At 72.2% G+C, this 20,562-nt stretch carries 15 protein-coding genes; 12 read left to right on the top strand and 3 right to left on the bottom strand.

Features of this window, described 5'->3' with window-relative positions:
* The first annotated feature begins 98 nt into the window (after window positions 1-98).
* From KDK95_RS20885 to KDK95_RS20835, 11 genes are all read left to right on the top strand, one after another.
* Window positions 99-1,346, top strand: a complete 1,248-nt coding sequence (locus KDK95_RS20885) for a TadA family conjugal transfer-associated ATPase (RefSeq protein ID WP_212519916.1) — start codon at window positions 99-101, stop codon at window positions 1,344-1,346.
* A 1-nt stretch (window position 1,347) separates the two neighbouring features.
* The gene (locus KDK95_RS20880; RefSeq protein WP_212519915.1) at window positions 1,348-2,232 is read left to right on the top strand and encodes a type II secretion system F family protein; all 885 of its coding nucleotides are present in this window, start codon (window positions 1,348-1,350) and stop codon (window positions 2,230-2,232) included.
* On the top strand, window positions 2,229-3,116 hold the full coding sequence (locus tag KDK95_RS20875; RefSeq protein ID WP_212519914.1) for a type II secretion system F family protein: 888 nt from the start codon (window positions 2,229-2,231) through the stop codon (window positions 3,114-3,116). The genes KDK95_RS20880 and KDK95_RS20875 overlap by 4 nt, the downstream gene beginning before the upstream one ends.
* Complete coding sequence (locus KDK95_RS20870) at window positions 3,113-3,523, top strand: TadE/TadG family type IV pilus assembly protein (protein ID WP_212519913.1); 411 nt, start codon at window positions 3,113-3,115, stop codon at window positions 3,521-3,523. Before KDK95_RS20875 ends, KDK95_RS20870 begins: the two co-directional genes overlap by 4 nt.
* Complete coding sequence (locus tag KDK95_RS20865) at window positions 3,520-3,936, top strand: TadE/TadG family type IV pilus assembly protein (RefSeq protein ID WP_212519912.1); 417 nt, start codon at window positions 3,520-3,522, stop codon at window positions 3,934-3,936. Before KDK95_RS20870 ends, KDK95_RS20865 begins: the two co-directional genes overlap by 4 nt.
* Entirely contained in the window at window positions 3,933-4,388 is a 456-nt protein-coding gene (locus tag KDK95_RS20860; RefSeq protein WP_212519911.1) for a pilus assembly protein TadG-related protein, read from the top strand. The genes KDK95_RS20865 and KDK95_RS20860 overlap by 4 nt, the downstream gene beginning before the upstream one ends.
* A 3-nt stretch (window positions 4,389-4,391) precedes the next feature.
* Window positions 4,392-7,712 carry a BTAD domain-containing putative transcriptional regulator gene (locus KDK95_RS20855; protein ID WP_212519910.1) on the top strand — a complete coding sequence of 1,107 codons (3,321 nt, stop codon included), beginning with the start codon at window positions 4,392-4,394 and terminating at the stop codon, window positions 7,710-7,712.
* A gap of 172 nt (window positions 7,713-7,884) precedes the next feature.
* Window positions 7,885-8,487: a relaxase domain-containing protein gene (locus tag KDK95_RS20850; protein ID WP_212519909.1), complete on the top strand. Its 603-nt coding sequence runs from the start codon at window positions 7,885-7,887 to the stop codon at window positions 8,485-8,487.
* A gap of 125 nt (window positions 8,488-8,612) precedes the next feature.
* Window positions 8,613-8,990 (top strand): hypothetical protein, encoded by a 378-nt coding sequence (locus tag KDK95_RS20845; protein WP_212519908.1) that lies wholly within the window; start codon window positions 8,613-8,615, stop codon window positions 8,988-8,990.
* A 192-nt stretch (window positions 8,991-9,182) separates the two neighbouring features.
* A complete protein-coding gene (locus KDK95_RS20840; protein ID WP_212519907.1) occupies window positions 9,183-12,416 on the top strand; it encodes a restriction endonuclease in 3,234 nt (1,077 codons plus the stop codon).
* Between the two features lie 123 nt (window positions 12,417-12,539).
* Window positions 12,540-13,583 (top strand): HNH endonuclease, encoded by a 1,044-nt coding sequence (locus tag KDK95_RS20835; RefSeq protein WP_212519906.1) that lies wholly within the window; start codon window positions 12,540-12,542, stop codon window positions 13,581-13,583.
* 74 nt (window positions 13,584-13,657) lie between these two features.
* Here the strand turns inward: KDK95_RS20835 and KDK95_RS20830 are convergent, their stop codons facing one another.
* The 3 genes from KDK95_RS20830 to imuA' are packed head-to-tail and all read right to left on the bottom strand — an operon-like array spanning window position 13,658 to window position 19,424.
* Window positions 13,658-16,972, bottom strand: coding sequence for an error-prone DNA polymerase (locus tag KDK95_RS20830; RefSeq protein WP_212519905.1), 3,315 nt, complete (start codon window positions 16,970-16,972; stop codon window positions 13,658-13,660).
* The gene (locus tag KDK95_RS20825) at window positions 16,969-18,543 is read right to left on the bottom strand and encodes a DNA polymerase Y family protein (RefSeq protein WP_212519904.1); all 1,575 of its coding nucleotides are present in this window, start codon (window positions 18,541-18,543) and stop codon (window positions 16,969-16,971) included. The genes KDK95_RS20830 and KDK95_RS20825 overlap by 4 nt, the downstream gene beginning before the upstream one ends.
* A gap of 11 nt (window positions 18,544-18,554) precedes the next feature.
* Window positions 18,555-19,424 (bottom strand): DnaE2-dependent mutagenesis accessory factor ImuA', encoded by an 870-nt coding sequence (gene imuA', locus KDK95_RS20820; protein ID WP_212519903.1) that lies wholly within the window; start codon window positions 19,422-19,424, stop codon window positions 18,555-18,557.
* Between the two features lie 137 nt (window positions 19,425-19,561).
* On the opposite strand from imuA', the gene KDK95_RS20815 reads away from it, so the two are divergent.
* Window positions 19,562-20,560, top strand: a complete 999-nt coding sequence (locus KDK95_RS20815) for an ATP-dependent DNA ligase (RefSeq protein WP_212519902.1) — start codon at window positions 19,562-19,564, stop codon at window positions 20,558-20,560.
* The last annotated feature ends 2 nt before the right edge of the window (window positions 20,561-20,562 follow it).

Here is a 20,562-nt window from a genome sequence, read left to right as displayed (position 1 = left end):
ACCCGGCGTACCCCGGCTACCCGCAGCCCGGGCCCGCACCCGCCTACGTCCAGTCCGGCTGGCCCGCCTCCTACCCCGCGCCGCAGGCGCCGGAACCGGTGGACTACGAACTGGTCAAAAGGCTCCGGGCGGTCGTCGGCGGACAGCTCAGCCCGCTGCGCCCGGGCGCGCTCGAGCACCAGCGGCGCGAAGCCGAACCGCTGGTCATCTCCGCCGCGCGCAACGCCGGGGTGAAGGAAGGGGTGATCGACGAGACCGTGCAGGCGGTGTTGGACCTGATCTTCGGCGCGGGGCGGCTGCAGCGGCTGCTGAACGACCCGGAGATCGAGAACATCGACTGCAACGGACTGCAGGTGTGGGTCTCCTACCGGCAGCGGCCGGACGAACCGGTGCTCGTGGACCCGGTGGCAGATACGATCGAGGAGTTCGTCACCCTGATCCGCACCCTCGCCTCCGGGCTCGGCACCGCCAGCTCCTCGCGGCCGTGGGACACGGCCAACCCGCAGCTCGACTTCTCGCTGCCCGGGGGCCTGCGCTTCTCCGGCGTCATGGACGTCTCCAAGGAGCCCCTACTCTCGATCCGCCGCGCCGGGATGCACCGGGTCTTCCTCGAGCAGCTCGTGGAGAACCGGACCGTGCTGCCCGGTGCGGCATCGTTCCTCGCGGCCGCGGTCAGAGCGCGCAAGAACATGATCGTGTGCGGGGAGACCAACAGCGGCAAGACGACGCTGCTGCGGGCCCTGATCAACCTCGTCGACCGGCGCGAGCGGCTGATCCTGGTGGAAAACGCCCGCGAACTCGCCATCGACGAGCTGCGCGACCTGCACCCCAACGCGGTCTCCCTGGAGGTGCGCCTGGCCAACAGCGAAGGCGCCGGCGAGATCGACATGCGCCAGCTCGTGCGCCGCTCGCTGCGGATGAACCCCTCCCGCGTGATCGTCGGAGAGGTGCTCGGAACGGAGATCGTCGAAATGCTCCTCGCGATGAGCCAGGGCAACGACGGGTCCCTGTCCACGATCCACGCGAACAAGGCCGAGCTCGTCTTCGACCGCATCACCACCTACGCCGCGCTCGCCCACGAGCACCTGCCCCCGGCCGCGGTCCACCAGATGATCGCCGGCGCGGTCAACTTCGTGGTCTTCGTCCGCATGGTCAAGCCGGGCGCAGGCGCACCGGCCTACCGGTGCGTCTCGGAGATCCGCGAGGTCAACGGACACGACGGCACCGTCCTGTCCAGCCAGGTCTTCGGCCCGCGCGAGGACGGTCGCGCGGTCGCGCGCGCCTCGGTCTCCTGCTTCGACGAGCTGGTCGGGCACGGCTACGACTACACGCTCGAAGGGGGCTGACATGCTCACCGGCTCCCAGGCCGAATCGCTGCTCCTGGCCGTGCTCGCGGGCCTCGCCCTGTGCACCACGCTCTACACGCTGATCCCGCGCGAGGTCACCGCGGCCAGGCGGCTCAAGGCCGAGCGTCGCGCCAAGGCCCGCCGCCTGGCCACCCGCACGATGCTCGCCCTGACCGGCGGCCTGATCATGGCCGTGGCCACCGGGTGGCCGGTAGCCGGGATCGGCGCCGCCGCGCTCGTGCTCGCATGGGACAAGGTCGCCGGCGGGCTCGCCTCCGAGCGCGCCGCGGCCACGAAAGTCGAGGCGCTGGCCGCGTGGACCGAGACGCTGCGGGACACGATGGCCGCCTCCGCCGGACTCGAGCAGGCCATCCCGGCGGCCGCGCGCACCGCGCACCCGATCCTGGCCCGGCCGATGGCCGGGATGCTCGAGCGACTCGGCGCCCGCGTCCCGCTGAACGAAGTGCTCCGGGAGTTCGCGGACGAGGCCGACGATCCCGACGCCGACGTGATCATCGCCAGTTTGATCATGAACTCCACGCTGCGCGGCCCCGGACTCGGCGGCGTGCTGCGCTCCCTGTCCAAGTCCGCACGGCAGATGGCCCACCTGCGCCACCGCATCACCGCCCAGCGCGCCCAGTCCCGCCGCGGCGTGCAGATCATCGTGGTCGCCACCAGCGGCATCATCACCTACACCGCGGTGTTCGACCACGGATTCGTCGGCGCCTACGACTCGCCGCTGGGCGAGGCCGTCCTGGCCGTCATCCTCTCGATCTTCGCGGCCGCCTTCGCGTGGATGCGCAAGCTCGCCCGGGTGCAGGCCGGCGGCCGCATCCTGGCGCGCCCGGCGCCGGACGAACCCGACCCCGACCGGGAGGCGACGTGATCTACCTGGTCCTCGGGTCCGTCGCCGGGCTGTGCCTGTGCGCAGCGGTCTACGCGCTCCTTCCGCGCAAGGCCAGCGCCGCCGAGATCCTCGCGGCACTCGACATCCAGCGCTCGAGCGTCACCGCGCCGCGCCCGGCGGCCGCCGGATGGCGCGGCGCGCTCGGCGCCCGCATCGCAGGGATCCTCGCGGCCCGCGGCATCCAGCTGCGCTCGGTCCGCAAGGACCTCGCGCTGCTCGGACGCGACCTCGAGGCGATGCTCGCCACCAAGGTCCTTCTGGCGGGGCTCGGAGTCGTGCTCGCGCCGTGCTTCTGGGCGCTGGCCTACCTCCTCGGCATGCACCTGAGCCCGCAGGCCCCGGCGTGGGGCAGCCTGCTGCTCGCCGCCGTGCTCTTCTTCGCCCCGGACCAGGACGTGCGCAGCCAGGCGAGGCGGCAGAGGGCGGACTTCCGCCGCGTGGTCGGGGTCTACCTCGACCTGGTCTCCCTGAATCTGGAGGGCGGGCGCGGCGTGCCGGAGGCGCTGGCCGCCGCCGCGCAGGTCGGGGGCGGCCCCGCGCTCGAGCGCCTGAGCGCGGCCGTCGCCTCGGCCCGGCTGACCGGCATCACCCCCTGGGCCGCGCTCGGGCTGCTCGGCGAGCAGATCGGGGTGGAGGAGCTCGTCGAGCTCGCGGCGATGCTGGAGAACGTCGCCGGCCAGGGCGCGAAGGTGAAAGACACCCTCAAGGAACGCGCCGCGACGCTGCGGGAGCGGCGCGAGGCGGAGATCGAGGAGAGCGCCGGCGGGGGCACCCAGTCGATGCTGCTCGCCCAGATGCTCCTGGCCCTCGGGTTCCTGGCGTATCTGCTCTACCCGGCCTTGACGCGATTGGCGGGGCTGTGAACAGGCGGGCACGGCGAGCCCAGGATCGCGAGGCCGGCTACAGCGTGGTCGAATTCGTCCTCTGGGTCCCGCTCTTCTTCGGCCTGCTCGCCTTCGCCCTCCAGGCCGGGATGTATCTGTGGGCCGAGCACGTCGCCCAGTCCGCCGCCCAGGCCGGCGCGCTGACCGCGCAGGACGAGTACGTCGGCGACCGCGCCCACTGGTACGACGACGCGCGCCAAGCCGCCCTCGGCCAGTGCCGCCAGCTCGCCCCCGACCTGCTCCAGGACCCGGCGGCCGCCCCCAGCCAATCAGGGACCACCGTCACCGTCACGGTCACCGCCCACGTCCCCGAGATCCTCTTCCCGTTCCTGACCGCGGTCAGCGCCAGCGCGTCCGGGCCGGTCGAGACCTGGACCACCCCATGAGCGCCGTCCGGCGCCGACGCGGCGAGGAGGGGTTCAGCAGCGTCGAGGTCGTCATCATCGCCCCGGCCATCGCCGTGGTCATCCTGCTCATGGTCGCCTTCGCCCGGGCGGTGACCGCGCGCAGCGACCTGGAGAACGCGGCCGACGCCGCGGCCCGCGCCGGATCGCTGCAGCGCTCCTACCCGGCCGCCGTCGCCGCGGCCCGCCAGGTGCTGGCCGAGGACCTCGGGACCGAGTGCGTCGGCGGGCCGGACCCGAACTGGCCGCCGGCGGCATCCTTCGCCCCGGGCGGCGACTTCGTGGTCCACGTCAGCTGCGCCGTCGGGCTGCTGGGAGTGCCCGGGGTGCCCCCCGACGTCGACCTGCACGCGGTCGGGGTCTCGCCCATCGACCCGCTGCGCGGCCTGTCATGATCACCCGTGTCAGGGCGCGGATCAGGTATCTGCGGGCGCAGGATCCCGAGCGCGGCTCGGGCGCCGTGTTCCTGATCTTCTTCACGCTCATCGTGCTGATCGTGGCCGGCCTGGTCATCGACGGCGGCAACAGCCTGGAGATGCGCCAGCAGGCCGCGAACGAGGCGGGGCAGGCCGCCCGCAAGGTCGCCGAGGACGTCTCGGCCGCGGGCCTGCGCTCCGGAACCATCACGATCAACGCCGGGAACTGCTGGAGCGACGCCGACCAGGTCCTCGCCGCCTACGGCCAGGGCACCGTGACCGCGTGCACCGTGGCGGGGCGGGATGTGACCGTCTCGGTCTCGATCACCTACCACCCGATCCTGCTCGGCCTGCTCGACGTGAACCTCACCTTCACCGCGCGCGCCACAGCGGTCGCCCACCTCGCCGCCGGCATCACCTCGGGGAGCTGACCGATGCGCACACGACCCCTGCTGCGCCTGGCCGCCGGCCTGGCCGCGACCGCGAGCCTCGCGATCCTGGTGCTCGGCGTGCCCGCCGGGCTCGTCTACTGGCAGCACAACCCGCTCCCGCACACCCTGCCGGGCGCCTCGGACCTCAACCACCCGATGACCCTGGACGCGATCGCCCGATGCGTGGCCGTGCTGCTGTGGATCGCCTGGCTCCAGTTCGCCCTCGCCGTCGCCGCCGAGGTCCGCTACCAGTGGCCGCGCCGCCACCAGGCGCACGGGACACGGCAGCCCGGGCGCGGGAGGCATCTTGCGCTCACCGGCCCCTCCGGATCACTCGCCGGCCGGCTCGTCGCCCTCGCCCTGCTGCTCACGACCGCCTCCGCCGCGATCCTGCCGAGCGCCAGCGCGGCCACCGCCGCACACGCGAGCGCCGCCCCCACCCGGCACCACACCGTGGCGGCCGCCCCGGCCAGGCCCACCTCGGCGCGAACCGCGCGAGCCGCCGACAGCACGAGCACCGAGTCCGATGCTCCCGCCGCATCGAGCGTCGCGGGGATCCCGGTCGGCGCCCGCTACTACACCGTCGCGCAGACCGACAGCCTCTGGCGCATCGCCGAGGAGTGCCTCGGGGACGGGTCCCGCTACGGCGAGATCTACCAGCTCAACCACGGACGAACCCAGCCGGACGGGCGGGCGCTGACCGAGCGCTCCCTCATCCAGCCCGGCTGGCATCTGATCGTCCCGGCCGACGCGGCTGGCTGTCCGCTGGCCACCGCCCATCCCGGTACTCAACCGCACGCCACCGCCTACACCGTCGTGGCCGGCAACACCTTGACCGGTATCGCCGGCACCGAGTACCACGACCCCGCCGACTGGCCTCTGATCTACGACGCGAACCGCACCACGGTCCACAACCCCGACCTGATCTACCCCGGCCAGGTGCTCGAGATCCCCGCGCTGCCCGGCCAGGCCACGGCGTCCGCGCCCGCGGCCGGCGCCCGCCCGGCGAGCCCCGCCACCGGCAGGAGCGCCGCGACGAAGACCGGCACGAGTTCGAAGAGCACCGCCCCCTCCGGCGCCACCGGTCACACCGGCACCCAGCCGTCTACCGCGGTGACCGCGAGCCCGTCGCCGTCCGCCTCCACCGGCCCGGCTGCGCCGAGGCCTGCCGCAACAGACGGCGCCGCCCGGACCCCGGCGTCGGCGGACCCGACGCACGTACCCGCGCGCGCGGGCGTCGCCGCGGCCGAGGTCTCCGGACAGCGCGCGATCTGGGAGCTGCTCGGCATCGGCGGCCTGGCCGCGGCGGCCGCGGTCACCGCCCTCGACTTACGCCGCCGCCGCCAACAACGGGCCCGGAGAGAAGGGGAGTACATCAAGCTGCCCGGCAGCGGACCGCTCCCGACAACCTTCGAGATGCAGCTGCGCTCCGGCAACGACGAGCAGACCGGGGCATGGCTAAGCCAGGTCCTGCGCGCGGCCGCCGCCAACGCGGCCGCCACCGGTCGCGAACTGCCCGACCTCCGCGTCGTCTCGCTCGGAGCCGACGCACTCTATATACAGCCCGCCCAACCGACCGATCCGGTCGCGCCGTTCGCGGCGGCCGAGGACTGGTGGGTATGCCCGCGCACCTGCGAACTCCCGGCGCCCGCCGCACTCGCGGAGGTCCGCGCGCCCTATCCGGCGCTGGTCACCGCGGGCCACGACGAACACGGCCGGGCGATCCTGGTGGACCTCGAGTCCATCCGCTCGCTCGCCGTTCCAGGCCCGGCCAGCCTCGGCGCGCTGCGCGCGATCGCCCTCGAACTGCTCGGCCAGATCTCGGCCGACCAGCTCACCGTCACCCTGGTCGGGGTCGGCGCGGAGCTCGCCTCAGCCGGCCTGCCCGCCTCCCTCAACCTCGCCGCCGACCTCGACACGTCGATCGACGCGCTCGCCGACGGGATCGAGTTCGCCGCCGGGCGGCTCGACGCATCCGGCGCGCCGAACGTACGCGCAGCACGCGTCGCCGGGCACGTCGACGCACCGGTCGCTCACGTGCTCATCAGCGCCGAGGAACCCACACCGGCGCAATCCGAACGCTTGAGCCGCCTGCTCGCGGCCGCCCCGGCCGTGTGCGCAGCCGTGGTCACCGCCGCGCCGCTTCCCGTGGTCGGCGCGGCGTGGGTGCTTCCGGCCACCGGCGCGCCCGAGATCCTCGCGCCGACCGGCATCTCCGTTCAGGGCCAGTACCTGACCGACGACCTCTACGCGCAGTTGATCGAGCACCTCGACACCAGCGGCGATCTGGAGTCGACGCCGGACCCGCAATGGGTCGCACCACCGCGATCGGGCGCGGAGGCGGCCGAAGAACCAGCGGACGTGGACGACGAGTGGATCGCTGACCCCGAGTACTACGTCGACGGGCTCGAAGTCGGCACCTTCGAGAGGGAGACGCTCGAGACGAAGGCCCTCGACACTCCGCAGGAGCCAGCGCTCCTCGCCCCGGCCGGAAAGACGCGCGCGACCGGGCGGCTGGCGCCGTTCCCCGGCGCCGCCCCGGCCCACGCCACCGCGCGGCCGGTGTCCGCCGCCCCCCGTGTGCTGCTGCTCGGTCCGATCGAGCTTGTCGGAGCGCGCGGCAGCGTCGAGCCCTCCCGGGCGTCGCGGCTTCGCGAACTCGCAGCGTTCATCGTGCTCAATCGGGACTCCACCGCCACCCATCTGGTGGAGGCGGTCTGGCCGAACGGCACGACACAGGGGAACAAGGACACGTCGGTGAACAAGCTGCGTCACTGGCTCGGGCGCGACGATGCCGGCAAACCGTACTTCCCGAATGCGCACGGCGGCTACCGTCTGGCGCCAGGCGTCGAATGCGACCTGCTCGAGTTCGAAGAGCACTATCAGGCCGCCCTCCGCGCGCGTGCGGACGGTGCCATCGAGCAGGCCGCTGCGAGTTTCGAGGCAGGACTCGCCCTCGTGCGCGGTCGTCCGTTTGCCGGCGCCGAGTCCAAACGCTACGGATGGGCCGAACCGGCGCTCCAGAAGGCGGTGTCCGAGATCGTCGACTCTGTCCGGCACCTGGCCAGGATTCGGATGGCCGAGGGTGACTGGATGGCGGCGGCGACGATCGCGGCCTGGGGCATGGGGATCGGGCCCGAGCACGAGATCTTGTTCCGCCTCCGATTCGAGGCCGTGTATCGGATGGGCGATCAACGCGAACTCGACAGGCTCTGCACCGTCCTTCAGGCCAGGTTGGACGATGCTGGCATGAGTATGCAGGATGAGACAAAGGCATTGTTAGAGGAGATGTTGGACAGGCGCACGGCCAGTGTCACGCTGTAGGTTCGGCAACGGCGTGAGCGGTCCGGACTCGCCGCTGGCCTGCGGGCGGCGCGCTCTCGCTGTGGGGGTCCGGCGTGTCAGCCCAGCTGTGGCGCCTACCCGGAACCCGCAGGGTGAGTGCACCCGGGGCATAGAATCAGCGGACTGACCTCATCCCTACCCGAGGGGGATCATGGGTGCCAGCCCAACCCATCCCACGCCCGATGTGCAGGCCATCCGCGAGGCTGACCTGCCCCTATTTGCTAGGGGCCGTCACCTGGACCTGATGATCGCGGCACCGAAGAGCGTCTCGGTCCTGCTCGCCAGCTATCTGAGCGCGGGCCGGCAGGACGGTGTCTTCCAGACAAGGATGGCGCACACCGTCGCGATCGAGGCGGCCTTCAACTACCTGCAGAAGGAAGCCGGTTACGTCCGCGACGGCGCCGCCTACCTCGACGCGACGCTGCATCTGCGAGCGCTCGACCACATCGCGGCCGAGCGGGAAACCGGCGACCCCCACCTTCACACTCATCTGATCATGGACCTTATGGCAACCGGCCCGGCAGGCCGCGAACTGCCGGTGTACCGCGGCGGGGTGGATGCGGTACGTCCGGCGGTTCACGCAATCTACGACGCCACACTTGAGGTCGAGCTGCACCGCACCGTCGGTGTCGCGATGGCGACGCGACCCGGCTCGGACCGGCGCGAGGTCGCCGGCATCGACGACGCGCACATCAAGGCGTTCCGCGGAAGCCGATGCACGATCGGCCTTGAGCAGATCGTCATCAGCGATTGACGGCGGTCGCCCTCGAATTCTTACGACCCGCGGAAGCGCCTCCCACCGGCCTACGGGATCATGAGCACTGAGCCGGTTGCGCGCCCCGCGCCGGTCTGCCCGGCATGAAATGGAGTTCACCGCCGATGCCCGATGACACGCCGCGCGAGGTCGCGGAATTCGCCTGCTACTGGTGCGGAACGAGGGCGCGGGCGTGCGTGCGGTGCGTGACGACCATCGGGGTCGACCCGGGCACCGGGCTGCCACCCGACTGGGCGCTGACGCCGGACTATCAGCACCTTACGGCTGCTGAGGTCAAGGAGGGGTTCGCCGACCTGGTGCTTACCGGCCGTCTGCTCACCGGGCAGCCGTTCGCTGCCGAGGCGTGGGACCGGCTGACCGCGCGCGGGCTGTGCGACGCGTGCACGCGGGTGCCGTTCGGGCTGGAGCCGTCCTCCGCACGGCACGATCGGCTGGCACGCGAAGGAGGCGGCTGTCGGCCGGACGGCCCGAGATACGGATGATGCGCGGCGCGGGCCTCGGGCTGACGCGGTCTCAGGAGCGTTCGGTAGTGTCGAGGCCGGAGCCCGGCCGGGACGGTCGGTCAAGGCCGACCGTCGAGAAGGCCCGCTGCGTGACGGAGAGGATGAGCTGCCATCACGACCGAGGAAGCCGTCGCTGATGACGGGGAGCTGCTCGGCCCTGATCATCCCCTGGTGGCCGGCGCCCTGCAGCTGCGACCGCCTGCGCCGTTGACGACGACCGCCCCCTTGCAGCTCAACCTGGGCGATCTGTCGTGGGAGGCGGTGGAGTGTCTGGTGGTCGCCCTCGCCCGCGAGGTCGAGCAGGCCCGCGAAGCCCGGCGATACGGACGACCCGGACAGCAGCAGCACGGCATCGACGTCGCGGCGTTCTTCGACGCGCAGCCCGCCACCGTCTACCAGGCCAAGCGCTACGAGAGATTCACCGCCCGGGACCTGCGGAACGCCGTGTCCGCGTTCGCCACGGGCATGCGGCCGTACGACGCGAGCCGCCTGGTGATTGTGACCACCGCCGACATCGCCGACACGCGCATCGAAGACGAGCTCGAAGCGCAGCGCGCCGCACACCCGGACCTGCGCATCGACCTGTGGGGCCGCGCGCAGCTGTCGGACACGCTCCTTGAGCGTCCGGATCTGGTGCGCCGGTTCTTCGGTGAAGAGACGATGCGGATCTTCTGCCGGCCGCTCGGGGCTGCGGACGCGCCGGGCCCGGCGGCCGGCGAGGCCGAGGCCTACCGCGAAGGGGTCGCAGCACGTCTCGGCGGCCGGCTACCGGAGACGGTCAGCCTCGACATCGTGGTCGACGACACCGGCGAGGTGATCGCCAGCAGTGCGCTTTCCGCCTGGATGAGCCCCGGACGACACACGAGCCTGCGCGGCGTATCTGGAGCCGGCAAGACCCACGTGCTCAGCCGCCTGGCGATCGACCTGGCAACCGCCGGCTGGCTGCCCATAGTGGTGAGCGCCTCGTTCTACGAGGGAGGCCTCGAAGATCTGCTGGACGACGCCGTCGCCCCGTTCACCCGGCTGAGTGCCTCCGTGCTCGCGCAGGCGGCCCGACGCGACGGCCGTGCGCTCATCCTGCTGGCGGACGGGCTCAACGAATGCCCGGCCGACCAGCGACCGCGGCTGAATCATCAGCTCAGCGCCTGGTGCGCGCGCGAGGACGCCACGCTCGTGACCACCAGCGCAGACCGTGGACCCGGCCCGGTGCGCAAAGCCGCCGAGCTGACTCTGCAGGCTCCCGGCGCCGAGCAACGCCGGGCACTGACGCACCTCTACGGCGCGGACGCCACCGACGATCGGTTCGACGCCTTCACCACGCCCTTCGAGTTGTCCCTCGCCGCGCAGCTTGCGCGGGAGCTGCCGGAGGGCGCCGGGCTGGCCGTGCTGCTCGACTGCTTCGTTCGCCACCAGACGAACACCACGGGCCACGGCGGATCGGTCCGGCAGGTTCTTCGCCGCTGGGCGACGGCGATGGACGAGCGTCTGGTCAACTGGCTGCCCCTGGCCGAAGCCGAGCGTCTGGCCCATACCGCTGACAGGGGCTCGGTGCGCGAGACGGACCTGGCGCTGAACAGCGCACTGGTCGTGTCCGACCGCCACCGCGTCTCCTTCCGCCACGAGTTGCTCGCCCGCTTCCTCGTCGCCGAAGCCCTGCGCTGGCAGATCCAGGCTCCCGCCCAGCTCGCGCTCGAACTGACCCGCCAGCATCACAAGGACCTGGCCCGGCTCGTGCTGCCCTTGGAGCACGACCCGGACCGCGTGCTCGGCCTGCTGGTGCACCTTCACGATCACCACCTCTTCGAGCAGGGCCTCCTCGGCCGCCTGGGCGCATCCGCACTGCAGGCGCTTGGGGGCGAGGCTCACCGGCTGCTCGGCCTCGCGACCGAAACCGCCGAGGAGACCGCGGTGACGCTCGATCCCGAATCGGGGCAGTACGCAGCAGAGCCGGCCCGCGCATGGAGCAGCTACGAGATCGCGATGTTCATCGCGGTAGGGGCCGCCGCCCGCCATGGTCTCTTCTTCCGCGAACTCGTCGCGCTGGTTCGGGCCACCGGCGCGGCGTGCGAGCGCGCGGCCGCTCCGGCGCAGCACAGCGCCGGAGCGGTGACTGCATACGTGCTGCTCAAACTGCACCGGAGCAGCGAAAACCGACTGCCCGCCGACTGGCTCGTCCACGAGATGAGCGCTCACCGCGGATCATCTCCTGGCCCGATCGGGGCCCTGGAGCGCGCCACCTCAGCTGACCTGGCGCGGCTGCTCGAGCAGTGCACCGCGACCTCGGTCAGCGAACTGCTGGTGCTGTGCATCTTGGTTCGGCACGACGACGAGCCCCGAGCCGCCGCCCTGGTGCCGAGAATCCTCGCTCTGGCCTGGGAGAGCGGCGTGGCCGACCTCCAGATCCAGGCCCTGGACGCGGCCTGCCATATGTCGAGCGTCGCGGAGCCGGAGACGTACGAAGCCGTCATCGACGTCCTCGACGGGCTGTACAGCAGTGATCCCTTCGTATCGACGGCCCTCGGTGACGCGCTACGTGTGTACGGCCGGATCGCCTCGCCCTACTCAACGGAAACGATCAGTATCGAGATAGCCGACGTGCTCGCCCGCCCGGATGCACCAGACGCGCCCGAGCGCGCGAGTGGCCTGGTGTGCGGACAGTTCGAGGACATCATTGCCGCGCCGTGCACCGAGGCGGTAGAAGCGCTCTCCGGGACCGATCGCATGCGCCTGTACGCCCTTGCAGTCAGAGCGAAGCTCGTCGACAACTTCACGGCGATGCTTATGGACCATTTGCTGAGCGGCGGCGACGGAGCGGCGCTACCGGCGTTCGTCTACTGGGCCGGCCGACTCGACATCGACGCACTCTTCGCGGTCGACGAAGTCGGCTGCCATCTTCGCGGGATCGTCGGCTGCGCCGCCCTCACCGAGACCCCGCCGGACCTGCTCACCGCTCACAGCGGTCCTGACGCCGAGGCCTGGCGGTGCTACGGGGAGATCGTCTTCTGGCTCAATCGGCCGGATCTGACGCCCGAACAGCGTGCCGGTCGAGGCACTGCCGCCCTTGACCGCCTGACCACGAGCCTGCTGGACGCCGCCACCGATCCCTTGCAGGCGTTCTACTGGGCCTCCTTTGACTACCGCGATTCGCCGATGCGCCAGCTACTTCGCACCTTCCCCGCGGAGATGAGGCACATCCTGACCCACGGACTCGGGCACCGCGATCGAATCACCTCGCTCTTCCGGGACCCGATCTCAGGGTTGAGCAACGACCCCTTGATCGCCCTCTTGGGCATGGTCGGCGACCACAGCACCATCGCCCTCCTCGAACCGCTTCGCGAAGACCGGATCTACGGAAGGGACGCCGCCCATGCCGTCCGCGAACTCAAGGAGCGCCTCACAGCGTGAGGGCCGGTCGGTCTCGACGGCTGCCCCAGAACTCTCGCCGGGAAACCGGACGCGCCCGAAGAAGCCCACCGGAACTTCGTCCATCGCCCGGCTGCCGGGCGCGACGAGTGCGATCATGGCGGTGTGGCCGCCTCCGTCGAACCGACCGTCGAAGACGCACGCGCACTCGTGGACCGTTCCGTGGAGGTGGTCGAAGCTTTACGCGCCCTGGCCAAGCCGCGAAAGGGCGTCAGCAGGGCGTTGCGCAACAGGATCGGGAGACGTGACGGGTGGATATGCCGCATATGTAACGAACCGGTCGATCCCGCGCTCGCTTACCAGCAGCGCACCCCGCAAGAAGCCCGCGACCACGCAGAATACCTGGCCCAATACGCGGCGGAGGATGTTCATATCGTCATCGCGTGGGTGGGGCAGGATGGGGGCCGGGCCAACTCCGCGCTCCGGTGGTTCTCCGCGGCTCAATCTGCAAGTGACCTCCCCGAAGGATCACCGCGCTCGAGCTCGCGCAACTTTCTCAATATCATGATTTTGGTCGCGCAGGCGCGGGCCGAGCACAACCGGCGAACCGCGTCGGTCGAGCATCTGCACCCAGTCTCGGTCGGCGGCGGGAACGAGATGGACAACCTCGCGATCGCCCACCGGGGCTGTAACGCCGCCGTCAATCCGGCAGCGGAGAACGCGGATCTGCTTGACGCGCCGAGGCTGGCGGCCGAGTTTCTCGAGTGCCTGCACCGCGGCTCCACCAACGGCGAAGCGCAGGCCCATCGCCTGGATCGGGTATGCGCGGCCCTGGCCGGCTGCGGCGCGCCGGTGCCGGACCACAGGGACCTGGTGATGGGCTTCCCCGCTGCGCTCGCCGTGGTGCATGTCGCGTTCGCCGACATGTGGGCGGCGCGCCGGGAGTGCCGGATCCACCTATCGTTCCTGCGGTGGGACGCGGATCGCGGCACCGCCGAGGGCGGCGCCCGGCTACGCGAGTTGATGAGCGCGTACGGCCGGGTGCCCTGGCGCGGCCACACCGCGCAGTGGTGGCTGGCCCGGCGGGCTGAACTGCCCGAACTCTCTGCGGCGTTCGTCGAGTTCATGAGCACTTGGGACTTCGAGCTCGAACTCGACGATGAGGAGAGCGTCCCCACGCAAGTGCTCAGAGCACTCAGCCAGCACTGATAGAACATCCGTCCGAGCCAGGTGCTGCCCGTTGGCCGGGCACTTGTTCTCGATCGGCCGGGCCGCAGATGCCTTCAGCGGAAGTCGCGGCGGCGGATGCGGGTCGGCTGGGCGGCGACGCGCAGCGGCGCGATGCGCCCGGCCACGATGTTGATCGCGCCCTCGCCGTGGTCGGAGCGTTCCAGGCTGCCGGTGATGCGCAGCGCGCCGTGGGCGAGGATGACCTTCTTGTTCGCCTCCCAGATCGGTGGCGAGCATACGATGTTGCATATCCCGGTCTCGTCTTCGAGGGAGAGGAAGCAGACGCCGCCGGCCGTCGGGGGCCTCTGGCGGTGCGTGATGATCCCGGCGACGTGGACGAGTCTGCGGTCCGGCAGGTCGGCCAGATCGGCGACGGTGACGAAGCCGGCCTCGGCCAGGCGCGGGCGCATGTGGCCGACGGGGTGGGAGTCGGGGGAGGAGCCGGTGGACCACAGGTCGGCGAAGGTCTGCTCGATCGTGCTCATCGCGGGCAGTTCGGGCCCGGCCCCGGCGCCGGAGGTGCCGGGCAGGTGCGCGGCGCTGGTGCCGGCGAGGGCTCCGGCCTGCCACAGGGCCTGGCGCCGGGCGAGGCCGAGGCTGCGGAACGCCCCTGCGGTGGCGAGGGATTCCAGGCCCGCGCGCGGGATCTCGGTGCGGCGCACCAGGTCCTCGATATCCAGGTACGGGCCGTTCTCGTCGCGCTCGGCGGCGATGTGTTCGGCCCGCTCGGCGCCGAGCGCGCGGACCTGGTCGAGTCCGATGCGCACGGCGGGCTGGGGGTGGGGGGAGGCGTGCTTGTGCGTCGCGGCGTACGGGTGCGGCGCCTTGTCCAGGGTGGTGGCGGCGAGCGAGGCGTTGATGTCGGGGCCGAGGACCTGGACGTCGTGGCGGCGGGCGTCGGATATCAACGTGGCGACGGAGTAGAAGCCCATCGGCTGGTTGTTGACCAGCGCGGCCGTGAAAGCGGCCGGGTAGTACCGCTTGAGGTACGCGCTGGCGTAGACGAGGTAGGCGAACGAGATCGAGTGCGCCTCCGGGAACCCGTACGAGCTGAAGGCCTCGAGCTTGCCGTAGATGTCCTCGGCGAGTTCGGGCTCGATCTTGTTGGCCGCCATGCCGGACATCAGCCGGGCCCTCAGCGCGCGCATCCGGCCGGTCGAGCGCTTCGAGCCCATCGCGCGCCGCAACTGGTCGGCCTCGGCCGGGGAGAAGTTGGCCGCCGCACACGCCATCTGCATCACCTGCTCCTGGAACAGCGGCACGCCGAGGGTTCGCTCGAGCGCGTCGGCGAGCAGCGGGTGCGGCGGGTCGGGCTTCTCCATCCGGTTGCGCCGGCGCAGGTAGGGATGCACGGCGCCGCCTTGGATGGGGCCTGGGCGGATGAGGGCGACCTCAATCACCAGGTCGTAGAAGCACTCCGGTTTCAGCCGGGGCAGCGTCGACTGCTGCGCCCTCGACTCAACTTGAAATAAACCTATCGAGTCAGCCTCTTGGAGCATCGCGTACACGGCCTCGTCCTCGGCCGGGATCCGGCCGAGCCACAGGTCCTCGCCGTGGTGGGCGCGGATCAGGTCGAAGGCGTCGTGCAGCGCGCCGAGCATGCCGAGACCGAGAAGATCGAACTTCACCAGACCCGCATCGGCGCAGTCGTCCTTGTCCCATTGAACTACTGACCGGTTTTCCATCCGCGCCCACTCGGTGGGACAGACCTCTGCGATAGGCCGGTCCGTGATGATCATTCCGCCGGAGTGGATGCCGAGGTGGCGGGGCAGGTCGAGCAGGCGTCCAGCCAGGTCGCGCACGTCGGCCGGGACGCCGTCGGCGTCGTCCTCGGGCAGCGGGGAGTACGGGCCGAGGGCTGCGGACCAGGAGTCCTGGGCGCCGAGGGAGTAGCCGAGGGCCCGGGCGGCGTCGCGCAGCGCGAGCTTGGGCCGGTAGGTGATCACGTTGGCGACCTGGGCGGCGTACTCGCGGCCGTAGAGCTCGTAGACGTGCTGGATGACCAGCTCCCTCTTGCCGCTTTCGATGTCCAGGTCGATGTCCGGGTAGCCCTCGCGCTCGGGGCTCAGGAACCGCTCGAAGACGAGGTTGAAGGAGACCGGGTCGCAGCCGGTGATGCCCAGGGCGTAGCAGACCGCGGAGTTGGCGGCCGACCCGCGGCCCTGGGCGAGGATGTTGTTCTCCCGGCAGTAGGCCGCGATCTCGTTGACGATCAGGAAGTAGCCGGCGAACTCCCTTTTCGCGATCACCCCGAGCTCGTAGTCCAGCTGCCGGTAGGCCTTGGGGTTCTCCGGGCGCGGCCCGTAGCGCTCCCGGGCACCTTGGAGGGCGAGCTCGCGCAGCCAGGAGGACTCGTCGTGCTCGGCGGGCACGGGCTGTCGCGGCAGGCTCGGGGTCACGGCGGCGAAGTCGAACGCGCACGCGCGGGCGAGCTCGAGCGTGCGCTCCAGGATGCCGGGGAAGCGGGCGAAGCGCTCGGCCATCTCCTCGCCCGAGCGCAGGTGCGCGCTCGCCCCGGCCGGCAGCCACCCCTCGATCTCCTGCACGGTGCGCCGCGCGCGCAGCGCGGCCAGCGCCGAGGCGGCCGGGAAGTCGCCCGGGGCCGCGAAGTGCACCTGGTTGGTCGCGATCGTCGGCGCGTGGTGGAGGTCGGCGAGGTGGGCGAGGGCGTCGTTGCGCTCGTCCTCGCCGGGCACGTCGTGGTCGACGAGTTCGACGTAGACGTTCTGCCTGCCGAACAGCGCCTGCAGCCGGCGCAGTTCTACCCCGGCCTCATCTGTCCCGCCGCGCGCTAGTGCCGCGGGAACCAGGCCCTTGCGGCAGCCGGTGAGCACGGCCCACCGGCCGGCCGCGCGCTCGGCGAGGTGCTCGAGGTCGTAGACGGCGCGGCCCTTGCCCGTCCCGGCGAGCCTCGCCGCGCCGATCGCGCGCGAGAGCGAGCGGTAGCCGTCGATGCCGCGGGCGAGCAGCAGCAGGTGGGCGCCGGGCGGGTCCGGGACGCCGGTACGCTCGGCGCCGGCCGCGCCGAGGGAGAGCTCAGCGCCGAACACCGTCTTCAGGCCCGCGGCGCGCGCGGCCTCGGCGAAGCGCACGGCGCCGTACAGGCCGTCGTGGTCGGTGATCGCCAGTGCTTCCAGCCCCAGCCGGGCGGCCTCGGCCGCCAGCACCGCGGGGTCCGAGGCCCCGTCCTGGAACGAGAACGAGGAGTGCACGTGCAGCTCCGCGTACGGCACGCGCCCGGGCGCCAGGGCGGGGCGGCCCGCGGGGGCCGGCGGTTCGGCCTTGACCGCGGCGAGTTCGCCGTACCTGCCCCAGGACAGGCGCTTGTCCACCTCCCGCCACGGCACGACGGGGTTGAAGCCGCTCACTGGTGGACCGCCTCCACCCGCCAGGTACCCGACTCGAGCACGAGCAGCAGCACCCGACCGTCGGCAAGCAAGCACTGCATCCGGGCCCGCCGCCGTCGACCGGCCGTATCCCAGCTGCGCTCGTACCCCCACGGGCCCGCGTACCCGGCCACCTCGATTTCGCGACCCTCCAGTACGACCAGTGCCGGTGTGGCCGAGATGCGGGCGCGTCCGGACACCGCGACCGGCGCCCGTCGCGCGTCGAGCACGTCGGCCTGCGCCGGTTCGGGCGGGACGGCGGAGGGCGCCGGCCGCAGCACGGCTCCCGGCCACGGCGCCTGCTCGGCCTCGGCCGCGGGCTCCTCGCCCCACGGCACCAGCTCGAGCATCTCCGCCGGGCCGCGCCCGCCGACCAGCCGCAACCGCGCGACACTGTCATGCCCGAGCAGCGCCTGGACCCGCTCGGCCGCCCTCGCCACCCGGTCCGGGATCACCTCCGCGCCCCACAGCGCCTGCTGGGTGCCCGTATCGAGAACGAGCTGGTCCGGGACCAGCCGCAGCAGCGCGACCGGATCAGCCACCGGGTGCGCCTCGCGCGAGCGCCAGCCGTCGAGCTGCCAGGCCGCGCGCTGAGCCAGGCCGGCCGCCGAGAGCCGCCCGCCGTTCGCATCCGCGTGCCGCCACAGCCGGTAGCTGACCCGCCCGGTCACGGTCTGCGCCTCGATCCCCACCCGCACACACGCGAGCCCGGCCGCGGAAAGACCGGCGTGCAGCCGGTCGGCGAGCATCTTCGCGACGAAGACCACCGGCTCGTCCGTCTCGGCCGGCGGGTCGAACTCGTGCTCCACGCAGAGATCCTCGACGGGCCGGCGCGAGGCCGGCGGCCGCGGATCGAGTCCCCGCGCCGATCGGTGCAGCATGACGCCTTCAGCGCCGAAGCGGCCCGCCACATCGGCGACCGGGAGCGCGGCGAAACGGCCGATGCTGCGCACCCCGAGCTGGTCCAACACCGCGATCAGGTCGGGCGGCGCACCGATGGCCGAGAGCGGGAAAGGCGCGAGATAGGCGGCGCTGCCTCCCGGCTCGATGATCACGGCCTCGTCGGCGCCCGGGGTGCGCGCAGCGATCCCGGCAGCCGTGACCCCGTCGGCGATGCCGATACCCACGATGATCGCGCTGCCCTCGCCGGTCTCCAACTGCGCGACCCGGTCTCGCAGCACCAGCCCGAGGGCGCGCTCCCCGCCGTGGTATCGGGCCGGCCCATGCGCCGAGAGCGCGAGCAGGCCGGGGCGGATCACCTCCACACCGGCTGCGACCTGCTCGGCCGCGGCCACCACCGGTTCGAACGCCCGCGCCTCGGCCCGCTCGTCCCGGGCGAAGGCCGCAAGCTGCGGCACGAGCCGCTGGGCGTCGCGCAGCCGCTGGCCGCGCCGGACCCCGGCCGCCCGCGCCCCCGGCGAGCACGCGATCACCACCCGGCGCGCTCCTTCGCCGGAGAACACCGCGACCTGGGCGTCGAGGTCGGCGCCCACGGCGAGAACGGGAAAATCGGGGCACCACGCGACCGCCGCGCGCGTAGGTCTCGCGTCCATGGCCGCCGCCCTCAAGCGACGACGCGCAGTGCGCGTTCGCCGGACGCCTCGGTGCCGCGCGCGGCAACGGCAGCATCATCGATCGGGCGCGCGGCCCCGTCCGCGGCGGGAAGCCACATCCGCGCGGAGTGCCGGCGCCCGCCGGTGGCCCGCCCCTCGGCGACGAGCATCGAGACCCCGCCGGTCAGCCGGCCGCAGCCGCGCGTCGGACCCACCCCGTCCAGCCCCGTCCAGGTGGTGGCGGCGGTATGCAGAACCAGCCGCGCGCTGCTCCAGGCTCCGAGCACCACCAGCGCCGCACTGTGCCGGGTCCCGGAGCTGCGTCCCTGCCGCAGCCGGGCATCGACCCGCCGCCCGACCTCCGCGCGCACCTCGATGCCCGGGCGCACCAGCACCAGGTCCACCCCGTCCGCCAGCGCCGCCACCACCTCCGGCCACTGCTCGCCGGGCGCTGGAACCACCACGAGCCGGTCCAGCGCGGCCGCGCGGTCTACGTCTCCTTCGCCCGCGACCAGATCGGCCAGGGCCGGGCCGCCGAGCTCCGGTACTCCGACCACCGCGCACCACAGACCCGCGGCAAGCGCCCCGGCCAGGAGCGCGAGCGCGAGATAGTCGCAGATGCCGTCGCGCGACTGCACCGAGACCGCATCGCCCCGGCGCACCCCGCCGGGAAGCAGACCCGTCAGCGGCTCGAGCACGGGGATCGACTCCTGAACCTGCTCGGCACCGCCGCCCGCGCCCACGATCTCGCTCAGCGGCGCCGCGCCGAGCACGGAGCGCTGCCCGCCGGCCCTGGTAGACGGCACCTTCTCCAGCGCCGCCGCGAGCGCCGCCCGACGTCCGGCGAGATCCGTCGGATCTTCGAACGTTTGAGCGACCACGTGCCAAGTCTCGCCCCCGGGCCAGGAAAGGTCAAGCTATGTACTTGGCTGACGCACTTTCAGCCGCCTCGGCGCAGGCCACGCGACGCGCCCGCGATGCGCAGCGCTCCCGCGCATGTTAAGTATCGAAGGTGGGCATGCAGGTTCCCGAGTCGATGCTGACGGCGCCGACGAACACGGCGGTGCTCCCGGCCCGCATGATCGCCGAGCCGAAGTGGGACGGGATTCGCGCGTGGATCGCCCGGTTCGCGGACGGCCGGGTGCTCGTCCGCTCGCGCCGCGGCACCGATCTGACTGCGGCGTTCCCCGAGCTCGAGGCTGCCGCGGCCGCGCTGCCGGCGACGTGCGGCGAGATCCTGCTGGACGGGGAGATCGTGCTGTGGTTCGGCGGGAAGCTCGCCTTCGACAAGCTGCTGAGCCGCATGGGCCGCAAGCGCGCGAGCGCCGTGCGCCTGGCCGCCGAGCTGCCCGTGAACTTCGTCGCGTTCGACCTGGTCCACCTGGATGCCGACGACCTCCGCGCTCAGCCGTACGCCCGCCGCAGGGCCAAGCTGGTGGAGCTGTTCGCGCGACTGGAGCTCGCCCCGCCGTGGACGCTGTGCCCGGCGAGCGCGGACCCGGACGAGATCGCCTCGTGGCTCGCCGCGTGGCTTCCCCTCGGGATCGAGGGCCTGTGCTTCAAAAGGGCTGACCAGCCATATCAACCTGGGCGTAGGGGGTGGCTGAAGTACAGGGTGCGCCACAGCACGGAGGCGGTGGTCGGCGCGGTGACCGGGCGCATCGAGGCGCCCTCCTCGCTGCTGCTCGGCCGGTTCGACGAGAGCGGACGGCTGCGCTACGTCGCGCGCACCACCACGATCGCGCGAACGAGCGCGGCCGAGGTCGGCGCGTTGCTCACCCCGGCCGCGCCCGCCCACCCGTGGGCAGGGCGAAGGCCCTCGCCGCGGTGGAACGCCGCCGACCCGGACCAGATCACGCTGGTGGAGCCGCAGGTGGTGGCGGAGTTCAGCGGGGACCTGGCCCAGGATGCCCGAGGGGTGTTCCGGCACCTGGTCCGCCTGCTGCGGATCCGGCCGGACCTCTGCGCCGCCGACGCCCCGCGCGCCTCGGCCGGCGGTGAGGCCGCGGCCGGTTGAAC

The sequence above is a fragment of the Actinospica acidithermotolerans genome, assembly GCF_018139625.1.
GTDB classification, from domain to species: Bacteria; Actinomycetota; Actinomycetes; order Streptomycetales; family Catenulisporaceae; genus Actinospica; species Actinospica acidithermotolerans.
This window is presented reverse-complemented; position numbering and strand designations above follow the sequence as displayed.